Source organism: Streptomyces sp. MP131-18 (genome assembly GCF_001984575.1).
In the GTDB taxonomy this organism is placed as follows: Bacteria; Actinomycetota; Actinomycetes; order Streptomycetales; family Streptomycetaceae; genus Streptomyces; species Streptomyces johnsoniae.
Window position 1 is genome coordinate 5,990,202 of record NZ_LZNS01000001.1, and the last position, 13,270, is coordinate 6,003,471.

13 protein-coding genes, 1 tRNA gene and 1 pseudogene are annotated in these 13,270 nt (G+C 72.2%); 11 read left to right on the top strand and 4 right to left on the bottom strand.

Features of this window, described 5'->3' with window-relative positions:
• Positions 1-25 precede the first annotated feature (25 nt).
• From STBA_RS27050 to STBA_RS27065, 4 genes are all read left to right on the top strand, one after another.
• Positions 26-484 carry a peroxiredoxin gene (locus STBA_RS27050; protein WP_077061703.1) on the top strand — a complete coding sequence of 153 codons (459 nt, stop codon included), beginning with the start codon at positions 26-28 and terminating at the stop codon, positions 482-484.
• Positions 485-602: 118 nt separating this feature from the next.
• A complete protein-coding gene (locus tag STBA_RS27055) occupies positions 603-1,199 on the top strand; it encodes a TerD family protein (RefSeq protein WP_077061704.1) in 597 nt (198 codons plus the stop codon).
• 48 nt (positions 1,200-1,247) lie between these two features.
• Positions 1,248-2,402, top strand: coding sequence for a DUF475 domain-containing protein (locus tag STBA_RS27060; RefSeq protein WP_077061705.1), 1,155 nt, complete (start codon positions 1,248-1,250; stop codon positions 2,400-2,402).
• 89 nt (positions 2,403-2,491) lie between these two features.
• Positions 2,492-3,244 carry a Tellurium resistance gene (locus STBA_RS27065; RefSeq protein WP_077061706.1) on the top strand — a complete coding sequence of 251 codons (753 nt, stop codon included), beginning with the start codon at positions 2,492-2,494 and terminating at the stop codon, positions 3,242-3,244.
• 22 nt (positions 3,245-3,266) lie between these two features.
• Here STBA_RS27065 and STBA_RS27070 read toward each other — a convergent pair whose 3' ends face one another.
• On the bottom strand, positions 3,267-3,971 hold the full coding sequence (locus STBA_RS27070; RefSeq protein WP_077061707.1) for a TerD family protein: 705 nt from the start codon (positions 3,969-3,971) through the stop codon (positions 3,267-3,269).
• 115 nt (positions 3,972-4,086) lie between these two features.
• Between STBA_RS27070 and STBA_RS27075 the strand changes: the two genes are divergently transcribed.
• The 3 genes from STBA_RS27075 to STBA_RS27085 are packed head-to-tail and all read left to right on the top strand — an operon-like array spanning position 4,087 to position 8,485.
• Positions 4,087-5,250 (top strand): HpcH/HpaI aldolase/citrate lyase family protein, encoded by a 1,164-nt coding sequence (locus STBA_RS27075; protein WP_077061708.1) that lies wholly within the window; start codon positions 4,087-4,089, stop codon positions 5,248-5,250.
• Complete coding sequence (locus STBA_RS27080) at positions 5,247-7,631, top strand: phosphoribosyltransferase (RefSeq protein ID WP_077061709.1); 2,385 nt, start codon at positions 5,247-5,249, stop codon at positions 7,629-7,631. Before STBA_RS27075 ends, STBA_RS27080 begins: the two co-directional genes overlap by 4 nt.
• 41 nt (positions 7,632-7,672) lie before the next feature.
• Entirely contained in the window at positions 7,673-8,485 is an 813-nt protein-coding gene (locus STBA_RS27085; RefSeq protein WP_077063638.1) for an HAD family hydrolase, read from the top strand.
• Between the two features lies 1 nt (position 8,486).
• Here the strand turns inward: STBA_RS27085 and STBA_RS27090 are convergent, their stop codons facing one another.
• Positions 8,487-9,104: a DUF4383 domain-containing protein gene (locus tag STBA_RS27090; RefSeq protein ID WP_077061710.1), complete on the bottom strand. Its 618-nt coding sequence runs from the start codon at positions 9,102-9,104 to the stop codon at positions 8,487-8,489.
• A 45-nt stretch (positions 9,105-9,149) separates the two neighbouring features.
• Positions 9,150-9,323 carry a hypothetical protein gene (locus STBA_RS38035; protein ID WP_171987796.1) on the bottom strand — a complete coding sequence of 58 codons (174 nt, stop codon included), beginning with the start codon at positions 9,321-9,323 and terminating at the stop codon, positions 9,150-9,152.
• A gap of 81 nt (positions 9,324-9,404) precedes the next feature.
• On the opposite strand from STBA_RS38035, the gene STBA_RS27095 reads away from it, so the two are divergent.
• The gene (locus STBA_RS27095; protein WP_077061711.1) at positions 9,405-10,013 is read left to right on the top strand and encodes a TetR/AcrR family transcriptional regulator; all 609 of its coding nucleotides are present in this window, start codon (positions 9,405-9,407) and stop codon (positions 10,011-10,013) included.
• Here the strand turns inward: STBA_RS27095 and STBA_RS27100 are convergent.
• Positions 9,997-11,337 (bottom strand): hypothetical protein, encoded by a 1,341-nt coding sequence (locus STBA_RS27100; RefSeq protein WP_077061712.1) that lies wholly within the window; start codon positions 11,335-11,337, stop codon positions 9,997-9,999. The genes STBA_RS27095 and STBA_RS27100 overlap by 17 nt on opposite strands.
• 131 nt (positions 11,338-11,468) lie before the next feature.
• On the opposite strand from STBA_RS27100, the gene STBA_RS27105 reads away from it, so the two are divergent.
• The 3 genes and pseudogenes from STBA_RS27105 to STBA_RS27115 all read left to right on the top strand — a co-directional run bounded on the left by STBA_RS27105 (position 11,469) and on the right by STBA_RS27115 (position 12,953).
• A tRNA-Val gene (locus STBA_RS27105) sits at positions 11,469-11,543 on the top strand.
• A 63-nt stretch (positions 11,544-11,606) separates the two neighbouring features.
• Positions 11,607-11,771 (top strand): annotated as a pseudogene (locus STBA_RS39035) (DNA-binding response regulator); the annotation flags it as partial.
• Positions 11,772-11,897: 126 nt separating this feature from the next.
• Entirely contained in the window at positions 11,898-12,953 is a 1,056-nt protein-coding gene (locus STBA_RS27115) for an acyl-CoA desaturase (protein ID WP_077061713.1), read from the top strand.
• Positions 12,954-13,270 lie beyond the last annotated feature (317 nt).

A 13,270-nucleotide genomic window follows, 5' to 3' on the forward strand; every position in this document is an offset into this window, starting at 1 on the left:
TCACAGGGAAACGGATGACTCGCCCATGGCGATCGAGCCCGGTACCAAGGCGCCCGACATCAGCTTGCGGGACCAGCACGGCCAGACGGTGACGCTCGCGGACTTCCGCGGCGAGAAGAACGTCGTGCTGCTCTTCTACCCCTTCGCCTTCACCGGCGTCTGCACCGGGGAGCTCTGCGCGCTGCGCGACGAGCTGCCCACCTTCGCCAACGACGACGTGCAGCTGCTCGCCGTCTCGAACGACAGCCCGTTCGCGCTGCGCGTGTTCGCCGAGCAGGAGGGCCTCGACTACCCGCTGCTCTCCGACTTCTGGCCGCACGGCGAGGCGTCCAGGGCCTACGGCGTGTTCGACGAGGAGAAGGGCTGCGCGGTGCGCGGCACGTTCATCATCGACAAGGAGGGCGTGGTCCGGTGGACCGTCGTCAACGCCCTGCCCGAGGCCCGCGATCTGAACGATTACGTCACGGCGCTCGGGGCGCTGTGAGCCCGCGGTCGCGTCCGGGGAGGATCAGGGCGTCGCGGCGGCAGTCGGCCGTCGCGGCCCCGCCGGGCGCGGCCGCGGACGTCGGGGACCGACAGGACAGGGTGAACAGGGAGAACTCGTGGGCGGAGTGAGCCTCACCAAGGGCGGCAACGTCTCGCTGACCAAGCAGGCGCCGGACCTTACCGTGGTCACGGTCGGGCTCGGCTGGCAGGCCCGCAGGACCATGGGCGCCGCGTTCGACCTCGACGCGAGCGCGCTGCTGACCGACGCGCGCGGCAAGGTGCTCAGCGACCTGCACTTCGTCTTCTTCAACAACCTCACATCTCCCGACGGTTCCGTCACACACCTCGGCGACGAGCTGATCGGCTCGGCCCACGAGGCCGGCGGGGACGTGGGCGACGCGGAGGAGATCACGGTCGACCTGGCGGGACTCGCGCCCGAGGTCACCAAGATCGTCTTCCCCGTGTCCATTTATGAAGCGGAGTCCCGGCAGCAGAACTTCGGCCAGGTCTCCCACGCCTATATCCGCATCATCAACCAGGCCGACGGCAGGGAGCTGGCCCGCTACGATCTGACAGAGGACGCCTCGTCGGAGACCGCCATGGTCTTCGGTGAGCTGTACCGGCACGCTGGCGAGTGGAAGTTCCGCGCCATCGGCCAGGGATACGCCTCAGGACTGCGCGGGATCGCCCTGGACTACGGGGTCAACGTCTGACATGTCAGCCTGCATATCCGCGGCCCCGCGCGGGAGACTGGAATTTTCGTGATTTGGAAAACCTTCGGCTGGTCGTTCGGCGTCACCGCCGCCGGCCTCGCCGCCGCCCTGATCTTCTGGGGCTGGGAAGCGCTCGCCGTCGTGGCGATCCTCTCCATCCTGGAGATCTCCCTCTCCTTTGACAACGCCGTGGTCAACGCCGGTGTCCTGAAGAGGATGAACGAGTTCTGGCAGCGGATCTTCCTGACGATCGGCATCCTGATCGCCGTCTTCGGTATGCGGCTGGTCTTTCCCGTGGCCATCGTCTCGATCACCGCATCGCTTGGGCCGATCGAGGCCGTCGAGCTGGCGCTCGACGACCCCGACCAGTACGAGCAGCTCGTGACCGACGCGCACCCGTCCATCGCCGCGTTCGGTGGCATGTTCCTGCTGATGATCTTCCTCAACTTCATCTTCCAGGAGCGGGAGCACCGGTGGATCGGCTGGCTGGAGCGCCCGCTCGCCAAGCTCGGCCGGATCGACGGCTTCGCCGTCGGCGTCGCGCTGGCCGCGCTGCTGCTGACCGCCACCACCGTCGCCACCAGCGCCTACCAGCACGGCGGCGCCCACCTGGACAAGTCCGACACGGTGCTGCTGTCCGGCGTCGCGGGCGTGTTGACGTACCTCCTGGTCGGCGGCCTGTCGGGATTCTTCGAGCACCGGCTGGAGGAGGGTGAGGAGCGGGCGGCCGAGGAGGAAGAGGCCGCGAAGCGCGCCGGCAAGGAGCCCACCGCGGTCGGCCTGGCCGGCCGGGCGGCGTTCTTCCTGTTCCTCTACCTGGAGGTGCTGGACGCCTCGTTCTCCTTCGACGGCGTCATCGGCGCGTTCGCCATCACCAACCACATCTTCTGGATGGCGATCGGCCTGGGCGTCGGCGCCATGTACGTCAGGTCCATCACCATCTACCTGGTCCGCCAGGGCACGCTGGACGACTACCGCTACCTGGAGCACGGCGCGCACTACGCCATCGGCGCCCTCGCCGTGCTGCTGCTGGTCAGCATCCGCTGGCACCTGCACGAGGTGATCACCGGGCTGTTCGGCGTCACCCTCATCGGGTTGTCGTTCTGGTCCTCGGTCCGGGCCAACCGGATCGACGCGGCGAACGAGGCGTCCGGCGGCGGCGGGGACGCGCAGGAACAGCCGGAGGTGCGCTCCGGGGTGTGAGCCCCGGCGGATTGCGGAAGCCTTACGTAGCGGGACGGTGACCGCCCGTCCCGCTACGTGCGCGACAAAGTCGAGGGGGTGGGGCGGCCATGGCGTCCCTGTGGTCGTACTGGCGCGGAGGCGGCATCGCGCGGCAGAAGTTCGACACCGTCGGCGGGATGTCGAGCTATGCCGTGGAGCTGACCAAACGGTCGCCGACGGCGCCGCTCACCTCCCAGGGCGCGGAGACCGGCACGCTGCGCGTCGACCTGTCCTGGCGGATGCGCACCAACATGGACTTCGACCGCGCCCACGGGCGTGCGCGCTTCCTGCGGCACCCGCTGGAGATCTTCAAGCCCGCGGAGATACAGGGGCATTCGCAGGGCGTGGCCAGCATCGACTTCGACCTGGCCTGCCTCTACGAGCTGACCGACGGCAGCAAGGGCGTCGTGCAGTCCCTCGGCGGTCTCCAGGGCGACTTCAGCGCGCCGCCCTACCTCAAGCTCAGCGGCGACGACAGGTTCGGCACGGCCTCGGGCGAGACGCTGTACCTCAACCTCGACTACGCCGAGGAGTTCAAGCGGCTGCTGGTCTTCGTCTACATCTACGACGGGGTGCCCGCGTTCGACCGCGCCGATGTCGTCGTCACCCTGGTCACCGCCGACGGCAGGAACGTGGAGATCGGCCTCACCGACCCGCCGCCGCAGGCCAGGGCGTGCGCGGTCGCCCTGATCGAGCCCCACAAGGGGCAGCTGATCGCCCGCCGCGAGGTCAAGTACGTCTACGGTTTCCAGTCCGAGATCGACCGCCTCTACGGCTGGGGCATGTCCTGGGGCCGCGGCGCCAAGCAGACCCGCGCCTGAGGCGCGCGGGCGCTGGTGCGGCTCAGCCCGCCTCAGCGCCGTCCGGCGGCAGGAACTGCGGGCCCTGCGGCGGCAGCGTGAACGCCGGGTCGGGCTGCGGGTACCCGTAGGTCAGCGGGGCTGTTCGCGAATCGCGGGGCGGCGGGTGGCCCGTCGCGGTGATCCCGAAGTCGGCGGCGAGGGCGACCAGGCCGCCCCGGTACCCGCGCCCCGTCGCGCGGAACTCCCAGCCGCGGGCACCCCGCAGCACCTCGCCGCACACCACCGCCGTCTCCCCTGGCCGCGGCGTGAGCGGCAGCACCGCCAGCGGCGCCGCCGCGCCCGCGCCGCCGTCCGCCCCGCCCGCCCCGCCCGCCGCGCCGTGCAGCAGCAGCCGCGGCCGGCTGGCCTCCGCCTCGAAGCCGCCGTCCGCCGAGGCGGCGAGCACCACGCGCGTCACCGACGTCTCAAGACGCGCGAGATCCGCCTCCACCGTGTCCCGCAGCCCCTCCGCGTCCCGCCGCTTCGGCAGGCGTCTGACCAGGCCCGACGGATGCCGCGGCTGGTTGTAGAACACGAAGTCGCCCTCGGAGCGCACCCGTCCCGACGCGTCGAGCAGCAGCGCGGAAAGGTCGAGGTCGGGAACTGGGCGCCGTGCGCCGGAAGCCGTGGGCGTCCAGCGCAACACGGCGCGTAACGCGGTGAAGGGAAGATGAATTGTGGCTCCCCTCTCCAAGCCGTGCGTCATATAAGGAATCCTGCCTGCCGCCATACTTCCGAAACAATGCCGCGCTTACGATTGCCACGGGAAGCCGGTGCCGCCAGCCGGGCGGCAGGACGGCCCGACAAAACCGGGGAGACCGATGCAGCATTACGGGCACCTCTCGCCTGCACGGCGTCGCGCGCTGTTTCACCAGGAGCCCGCCGAGTTCGGCCCCGAGTCCCACGTCAGAACGCTCGGGGCCGCGCTCGGCGCCACCCTCTACAGCCCGGCGACCCGCCCCAGGCTGGCCGCCGACATCGGCAGACAGGCGGCCGCCGGGGTCGTGTCCATGGTGCTCTGCCTGGAGGACTCCATCGGCGACGACGAGGTGGCCGGCGCCGAGGACAATCTGGTGCGCCAGTTCGAGGAGCTGCACCGGAACGGGCCGGGGGGCCCGCTGCCACTGCTGTTCGTCCGCGTCCGCCTGCCCGAGCAGATCACGCGCCTCACCGCCCGGCTCGGTGCCGCGGGACGGCTGCTGGCCGGCTTCGTGCTGCCCAAGTTCACGGCGGCCTCGGGACCCGCGTTCCTCGAGGCCGTCACCGGGGCCGAAGTCCTCGCCGGGCGGCGCCTGCTGGCCATGCCGGTCCTTGAGTCGCCCGAGCTGCTGCACCTGGAGACGCGCGGCGCGAGCCTGACGGCCGCGGCCCGCGCCGTGGAGAAGTACCGGGACCGCATACCCGCGGTCCGCCTGGGCGTCACCGACTTCTGCGCCGCGTACGCGCTGCGCCGCAGCCCCGACATGACCGCCTACGACGTGCAGCTCGTCGCCTCAGTCATCAGCGACGTCGTCAACGTCTTCGGCCGCGCCGACGGAAGCGGCTACGTCGTCACCGGCCCGGTCTGGGAGTACTTCCGCACGCAGGAGCGGATGTTCAAGCCGCAGCTGCGGTACAGCCCGTTCAGCGGCCGGGCCGAGGGCCTGCGCAGCCGCCTCATCAAGCACGACATGGACGCGCTGCTGCGCGAGATCGCCCTCGACCGCGCCAACGGCCTGCTGGGCAAGACCTGCATCCACCCCTCGCACGTCGCCCCGGTGCACGCGCTGTCCGTCGTCAGCCACGAGGAGTTCAGCGACGCCGCCGACATCCTGCGCACCGGCCCGTCCGGCGGCGGCGTCCTGCGTTCCGCCTATACCAACAAGATGAACGAGGTGAAGCCGCACCGGGCGTGGGCCGAGCGGACCATGCTGCGCGCCGAGGTGTTCGGCGTCTCCCGCGACGGCGTCGACTTCGTCGACCTCCTCACGGCGGGCATCGGATGAGCGCCGACGCGATATGGCCCGGGACCTGGGTCACCAGCCGCCTCGGCGTGCGGCTGCACGGCGACGCGGCCCGCGGCCTTCTCGGTCTGGCCCTGCGGCACAACCCCAAGCGCGCCCACCTGCTGGTCTCCGAAGTCCTCGGCAAGCACGTGCCGCAGTCGCCGCGCACCGTGTACGGCACCGGCGTCGAGCTGGGCCGCCGCGTCAAGGACCTGCTCGGCGAGGCGGCGCCCCGCGCCCTCGTCCTCGGCTACGCGGAGACCGCGACCGGGCTCGGCCACTGCGTCGCCGACGGCCTCGGCGGCGTGCCCTACCTGCACTCCACGCGCCGCCCGGTGCCCGGCGTCGCCCGGGCCGGCGGCTTCGAGGAGGAGCACAGCCACCACACCTCGCACCTGCTGCTGCCGAAGGACCCCGCGCTGCTGGCCGGCGACGGGCCGCTGGTCCTCGTCGACGACGAACTCTCCACCGGCCGCACCGTGCGCAACACCATCGCCGCCCTGCACCGGGCCCGCCCCAGGCAGCGCTACCTCGTGGCCGCCCTGGTCGACATGCGCACCGAGAGCGACCGGGCGGCCCTCGCCAAGTTCGCCGCCGACCTCGGCGTCACCGTGGAGACCACCGCCCTGGCGGTCGGCCGCATCGACCTGCCGGAGGACGTGCTGCGCCGCGGTGCCGCGCTCGTCGACGCGCACCGCGCCCCCGACCACGACGTCCGCGGCCGGCCCGCCGCGCGCCCGGAGCGCGTCGCCCTCGACTGGCCCGCGGGGCTGCCCGACGGCGGGCGGCACGGCTACCTGCCCGCCGACCTGGCCCGCCTGGAGGCCGCCCTGCCGGGCCTCGCCGCCGGGCTCACCGCGGCGCTGCCGCCCGGCGCGCGGCGCGTTCTCGTCCTGGGCACCGAGGAGTTGTCGTACACGCCGCTGCGTCTCGCCGCCGCCGCGGAGGCGGCGCTGCCCGGGGCCGAGGTGTACTTCTCCACCACCACGCGCTCCCCGGTCCTCGCCGTCGACGACCCCGGCTACGCGATACGCAGCCGCCTCGTCTTCCCGGCCCACGACCGGCCGGCCGACGGGCCGGGGCCCCGTTACGCGTACAACGTGGCGGGCCGCGACTGGGACGCGGTCCTCCTGGTCACCGACGCCGCGGGCGACACCGCACAACTGCACGCGCCCGACGGGCTGCTGGCCGTGCTCGCCGCCCACACCCGGCACCTGCTGTTCACCGTCGTGCCCTCGCTGCCGCACCCGCTGAGGGGTCCCGCGTTCTCCTCCTACGCGCCCGAGGACGTCGGCTGGCTCCTCCAGGACCTCTCCGGCGTCACCCTGGAGGCGCCCGCGGAGGAACGCGAGGAGGCCATCCAGTCCGGCGGTGCCCACTACGCGGAATCGCTGCCCGTGGAGTACCAGCCGAGCCCGGCGTATCAGCGTCTGTTCCACCAGGCCCTGGAGACCTCCGCGGCCCGCGTGGCCCGCGCCGTCGGCACCGTCACCGAGGCCGTCCTGGCCGAACGCGCCCGGCCCGGCGGCACCCCCGTGCTGGTCTCCCTGGCCCGTGCGGGCACGCCCGTCGGGGTCCTGATGCGCCGCTGGGCCCGGCACGCGCACGGGCTCGACCTGCCGCACTACGCCGTCTCCATCGTCCGCGGCCAGGGCATCGACACCACCGCCCTGCGCTGGCTGGCCGCCCATCACGACCCGGCCGACGTCGTGTTCGTCGACGGCTGGACCGGCAAGGGCGCCATCACCCGGGAACTGGCCGACGCGCTGGCCCCGTTCCCCGGCTTCGACCCCGCCCTCGCGGTGCTCGCCGACCCCGGCGGCTGCGTGGCCACCTACGGCACCCGCGAGGACTTCCTCATCCCCTCGGCCTGCCTCAACTCCACGGTGTCCGGGCTTATTTCGCGTACCGTGCTGCGTTCCGACCTGGTCGGTCCGCACGACTTCCACGGCGCCAAGCACTACCGGGAGCTGGCCGGCGCCGACCTCTCCCGCCACTTCCTGGACGTGGTGGCCGGCCGGTTCGCCGAGGTGGCCGCGGGCGTGGCCGCCGACACCGCCGCGCTGCTCGCCGCGGACCGCACCCCCACCTGGGCGGGCTGGCGCGCCGTGGAACGCATCAGCGCCGCCTACGGCATCGACAACGTCAACCTGGTCAAGCCCGGCGTCGGCGAGACCACCCGCGTGCTGCTGCGCCGCGTTCCCTGGCGCATCCTGGCGCGCCGCGGCGCGGGCGCCGACCTCGACCACATCCGGCTGCTCGCCGAGCAGCGCGGCGTTCCCGTCGAGGAGACCGACGACCTGCCCTACAGTTGCGTCGGGCTCATCCACCCCCGTTACACCAAGGGCGCCACCGGAGCCGACGGAAAGGCCGCGCAGTGACCGAGACCGCGCCGCCGCGCGCGAGCACGCGCGCGAGCACCATCGTCGCGAGCGACCTGGACCGCACCCTCATCTACTCCGCCGCCGCGCTCGCGCTCGGCATGCCGGACGCGGAGGCGCCGCGGCTGACCTGCGTCGAGGTGTACCGTTCGCTGCCGCAGTCGTTCGTCACCGAGGCCGCGGGCGGCCTCCTGGCCGAACTCGCGGCGCACCCCGGCGCGTTCTTCGTGCCCACGACCACGCGCACCCGCGAGCAGTACCTGCGGATCAGCCTGCCGGGGCCCGTTCCGCGCTATGCGATCTGCGCGAACGGCGGCCATCTGCTGGTCGACGGGCGCACGGACGAGGACTGGCACGCCGCGGTGCGCCGCGCCCTGGCCGCGGACTGCGCGCCGCTCGCGGAGGTGCGCGACCATCTGCGCCGCACCGCGGACCCGGCCTGGCTGCTGCGCGAGCGCGACGCGGAGGGCCTGTTCGCCTACCTGGTCGTCGACCGCGGGCTGCTGCCCGACACCTGGCCCAAGGAGCTGGCCGACTGGGCCGCTCCCCGCGGCTGGACCGTCTCGCTCCAGGGCCGCAAGCTGTACGCGGTGCCGCGCCCGCTCACCAAGAGCGCGGCGGTCGCCGAGATCGCCCGCCGCACGGGGGCCGGCACCGTGCTGGCCGCGGGCGATTCGCTGCTCGACACCGATCTGCTGCTCGCCGCCGACCAGGGCTGGCGGCCGGGACACGGCGAGCTGGCCGCCGCCGGCTGGGCGGCGCCGCACGTCACGGCGCTGACCGGGCAGGGCGTCGCCTGCGGGGAGGAGATTTTGCGGGCTGTGCTGCGTCGGCTCGACGGCGGCGCGCGCTGAGCTACTTGCGTTCGCTGAACTCCTTGCGTTCGCTCAGCTCCTTGCGCCGGCGTTCCGCGAGTTCCTGCCGTTCCGGCGCGCCGTTGCGCGCCTCCGGGTGCCTGGCCTGCCAGTACGGGTTGTCGTGCGGCAGCCGCCCGCTGACGCGGCCGTACATGCCGAACGACATCAGCAGCAGGCCCGCGGCGAAGCTGAAGATCACGTTCTGCATGCCGAAGTTGAGGACGTTGGCGCCGGTCTCGAGCAGCGCCAGGTTGACGAAGCCGCTGAGCACGAACGCGACCCCGAGCAGCATGTTGAGCGTCGAGGCGAGGTTTCCGCCCTTGACCATGCCGAAGAACAGCAGGAGACCGACGACGATCGACAGCCAGCTCAGCGCGCCGTTGGTGTACAGCCCCCAGATGGTGTCCTCGCGCGTGGAGAACATCCCCAGGTTTCTCGTCAGGCCGAGCGCGCCGAAGACCACGAGCGCGAGCCCCATCAGACCCGCCCCGATGCGGTAGACGCGGCTGAGCCTCCGGTCCACCGGCAGGTGCTCGTCCAGGCGGGCCCGCCGCAGCAGTGCCAGCGGTCCTGCGCTCGGCAGCCGCGGCGACCCGCTTGTGCTGTACGTACCCATGGGGGAACCTCCTTCGGCCCCCCGCGTACCCGTGCAAAACGGGCTCTAACGCGTCGGGCCCCACCGTGCGTGCTCGGCCTGCGGGCGGGGGAGCGTCCAGGCCGTGGCGTTCGCGGTGGCGCGGTCCGGGGTGACGTTGTGCCGGATGGCGTTCGCGGCCTTGATGCCGTGGCCGAACGCGCGGGCCGCCTCGACGAACGGTTGCAAGATCGCCTTCATGGTGTCCCTCCAGGTACACTGATCTGTGAAGTTCCGTGTTCCACGGTAGGTATACAGATCTGTGAAGTCAAGGGGTGTGCCATGACCACCAACGATCAGCTCACGCCGGGCGCCCGGCGGATTCTCGACGTCGCGTCCGAGCTGTTCTACCGGCGCGGCATCCACACCGTCGGCGTCGACACCATCGCCGCCGAGTCAGGCGTCACCAAACGGACCCTGTACGACCGCTTCGGCTCCAAGGACGGCCTCGTCGTCTCCTACCTCGAAACCCGCGACCGCCGCTGGCGCGACATGATCACCGCCCGCCTCGACGCCGCGCAGGGCGACCCGCTGCGGCGCGTGCTGGTGCCGTTCGAGGTGATGCCCGAATGGCTCGGCGGGTCCGAGCGGGGATGCAGCTTCATCAACGCCTTCGCGGAGCTGCCCGAGCCGGAACACGAGGGACGGAAGATCATCGTGGCCGAGAAGAAGTGGCTGCACACGCTGTTCCACGAGCTGCTCACCGAGGCGGGCGCCCCGGACCCCGGCACCCTCGCCACCCAGCTGCTCAGCCTCCACGAAGGCGCCATCGTCGCCACCGCCATCGCCGACGCGCCCGACGCCGCCGCGGCCGTCCACGCCGCCGCGGATGCGCTCGTGACCGCCGTCCTCGGCGGCGCCGGCCCGTCCTCGGCTACCGGCCCGACCTGATGTCGTCCACCACCGCGGCCACCGCGCTGCGCACGGCCTCCAACTCCGTCAGGAACAGCCAGTAGTCCGGGTTGCGGCCCCCGTTCTCCAACGTGGCCACGGCCCGGTCCAGCCGCTCGACCGCCGCGTCCAGCGGCCGCGCGTGCCGCGGCTCGGGAATCGTCCGCCCCGTCATGGCCAGCCGCTGCGCGTCCCGCAGCACGAAGCGGGTCCTGTCGATCTCCTTGCGCGGATCGAACGACACCTCGTTCAATCGCCGCAGCCGCTCCCCGGCCGCCGACACCGCCTCGTCGGTGCGGCCGAGCAGCGCGTGCACCGTCGTCAGCCGGGCCGTCGCGTCCGCGAACCGCTGCTCGTCCCGCGCCCGCTGCGCCGCCGTGAGCACCTGCTCCGCCTGCCGCACCGACTGCGCCGCCTGCTCCGGCACCCGCTGGAGGTCCTGCCAGCACGCCACGCTGAACCGGCGGCGCAGCTCGCTCAGCACCGGCTCCACCTTGCCGGCGCGCGTGATGATCGCCTCCGCCCGCGTCCGCAGGCTGAACAGCCGCCGGTCGATCTCCGCCGCCCGCTGCGGCAGCCGCGCCGCGTCCGCCGCGATCGACTCGGCCCGCCGCCGCACGTCCTCCGCCCGGCGGATCGTCGGCTTGATGCCGTGCTGCCCCGCCCCCTCGTTCAGCCGCCGCAACTCAGGACCGAGCGCCGCCAGCGAAGCCGCGAGATCCTCCGCGCCGAGACCGGCGCCGCGCGCCGCGTCCAGCGCCTCCGTCGCCGCCCGCAGCGCCTGCCTGGCCCGCTCCACCGCCGGCGCCACCTGCGCCAGCTGCGACTCGGCCCGCTCGAGCAGCGGCCCCAGCGACTGCCCGAACCGCTCCAGATCCTGCCGGGTGCGCGCCAGCTCGTCGCGCGCCCCCAGCAGCTCCCGCGCCGCCCGCGACGCGCCCCCGGCGTCCAGGCCCTCCGCGTCCAGGTCGTGCGCGTCCATCGCGGTGATGTACGCCTGGCTGACCTGGTCGATCCGCTCGCCGAACGCCGCGAAATCCGCCGCGGCCCGCGCCGCCTGCCGTGTGTCGTCGGCCGCGGTGATCGTCTCCACGGTGATCCGCAGATCCCGCTGCGCGGTGTCAAGCTCGTAGAACGCGGCAGCCGCGGCGTCCTTCGCCTCCTGCGCCTCCGCCCGCAGATCCTCCACCCGCCCCCGCCCCCACCGGCGCGTCCCCCCACCGGTGAAAGCCGCGGGCAGCGCGGCACCCGCGAGGGCCAGCACGGACAGCGGCGGAAGCAGCAGGAGTGCGGCAAGCCGTTTCGCGGTGCGCGTCGCTGTCACGTGTCCCACTCCCCGCCGGTGGATTGGCCATGTGAGTACCACGGCCATTCTCCCACCAGCCTCACGAAGCGGGGGCAACCCGGCGTTTACTGCACGCCACGGACGGCCGTGTAGGCTGTGGCCCCGATCCAGGGTGCATAGCTCAGCGGTAGAGCGCCGCCCTTACAAGGCGGATGTCGGCGGTTCGAACCCGTCTGCACCCACCAGGCAGTATGTCGCCTGCCGGCACTCTGGCGTGCGGTAAGAGTCCACACAGGGTCCACATCCCCACGGCGCGGGTGATCGCCGCGGCGGCTCGGCCGCGGTCCTCCGACGCTCGCGACCCGGCCCGCGAAGCCGCGCGGAAACAGCTGTCCGCACTGACCGAACGGGAACTCGCCACCGCCCGGGCCATCGCGGACGGGCTTGGCAAGGGCAACCCGGCGGTCGCGGACCGGGTGCGGATCGCACTCCTGTTCCATGGTGTACCCAGCATCACCTGCATCAGGGGGTGCAGGCCCCCATGAGGGCGGGGGGCAGGCGGCTGTCCCGCCGGCGCCGGGGGCCGAAGACTTGGCGGCATGACGACGAGCACGGAGACGGTGTCCGCAGCGGCTGCTGAACCGGGGAGTGCGAAAGGCAGTGACTTCGCCCGGCTGTCCCGGCGGATCGCCGCGGAGGGGCTGATGCGGCGGCGGCCGGGGTACTACGCGGTGCGGCTGTCCCTGGTGGCCACGGCGTTCCTGGGCGCCTGGGTGGCTTTCGCTCTGGTGGGGGACAGCTGGTGGCAGCTCGCCGTGGCGGCGTTCATGGCACTGGCCTTCGGGCAGGCCGCGCTGGTGATGCACGATCTGGCGCACCGGCAGATCTTCTCCCGGCGGCGGCCGAGCGAGATTTGGGGCCGGCTGTTCGGGAATCTCGGGGTGGGCATGTCCTACGGCTGGTGGATGAACAAGCACACCCGGCACCACGCCAATCCCAATCACGAGGAACTGGACCCGGACGTCGCGCCCGACATCCTGGTGTGGTCGCAGGAACAGGCGCGGGCGGCACGGGGAATACCGCGTTTCATCGGCCGTGTGCAGGGCTGGATCTTCTTTCCGCTGCTGACTCTCGAGGGTTTCAACCTGCACGTCGCGAGCTTTCGGGCATTGCGCTCAACGCCGATGAAACGGCGTGGACTGGAAGGCGTGCTGCTGACCGCGCACGTGCTGATCTATCTGGGCGTGCTGTTCACCGTTCTGTCCCCTGGCAAAGCCGTGGCCTTCGTGCTGGTGCACCAGGCTCTCTTCGGCGTGTATCTGGGCTGCTGCTTCGCGCCGAACCACAAGGGCATGCCGACGCTCAAGGGTGACGATCGCCCGGACTTTCTGCGCCGCCAGGTGCTCACCTCGCGGAACGTCACGGGCAGCGTGTTCAAGGACATCGCGCTGGGCGGACTCAACTACCAGATCGAGCACCACCTCTTCCCGTCGATGCCGACCCCGCACCTGCGCAGGGCCGCGCCGATCGTGAAGCAGTACTGCGCGGAGGTGGGCGTGCCCTATCACGAGACGGGGCTGTTCGCCTCCTGGGGCGAGGCGGTCCGGCATCTGCACACCGTGGGCGTACCGATCCGGCAAGAGCCGCGTTCCTGACCGCGACCGGGGGCGGCCATCGTGCGCGGGCCGCGGTGCGCAGGGCAGGCTCCCAGGGAGGGCCTGATGGCGCCTATCCGATCCCGTCATCCTCTCCGATCCTGTGCCGGGCAGTACGGCAAGCGCGTTGTTGCCTGCGGCAAGGGCCTCGTCCAGTTCGGCGGCTGCGGCCAGGATGCCTCCCAGGTGCACGTAACACCCCGGTCATGCTGTGCGCGAGAGGGAGCGCGAGAGCCGCACTTTTCGGCGGGCTGCCCGGACATGTGGCCGGCCGTTCGCGGATCTCGTGCGAGAGCCCCGGCCGCCGCAGTGACGGC

Bases quoted from the DNA above. Each gene is read 5' to 3' on its own strand.
- STBA_RS27050 (WP_077061703.1), top strand. From the start codon at position 26: ATGGCGATCGAGCCCGGTACCAAGGCGCCCGACATCAGCTTGCGGGAC.
- STBA_RS27065 (WP_077061706.1), top strand. From the start codon at position 2,492: ATGGCGTCCCTGTGGTCGTACTGGCGCGGAGGCGGCATCGCGCGGCAG.
- STBA_RS27070 (WP_077061707.1), bottom strand. From the start codon at position 3,971: ATGACGCACGGCTTGGAGAGGGGAGCCACAATTCATCTTCCCTTCACC.
- STBA_RS27075 (WP_077061708.1), top strand. From the start codon at position 4,087: ATGCAGCATTACGGGCACCTCTCGCCTGCACGGCGTCGCGCGCTGTTT.
- STBA_RS27080 (WP_077061709.1), top strand. From the start codon at position 5,247: ATGAGCGCCGACGCGATATGGCCCGGGACCTGGGTCACCAGCCGCCTC.
- STBA_RS27090 (WP_077061710.1), bottom strand. From the start codon at position 9,104: ATGGGTACGTACAGCACAAGCGGGTCGCCGCGGCTGCCGAGCGCAGGA.
- STBA_RS38035 (WP_171987796.1), bottom strand. From the start codon at position 9,323: ATGAAGGCGATCTTGCAACCGTTCGTCGAGGCGGCCCGCGCGTTCGGC.
- STBA_RS27095 (WP_077061711.1), top strand. From the start codon at position 9,405: ATGACCACCAACGATCAGCTCACGCCGGGCGCCCGGCGGATTCTCGAC.
- STBA_RS27115 (WP_077061713.1), top strand. From the start codon at position 11,898: ATGACGACGAGCACGGAGACGGTGTCCGCAGCGGCTGCTGAACCGGGG.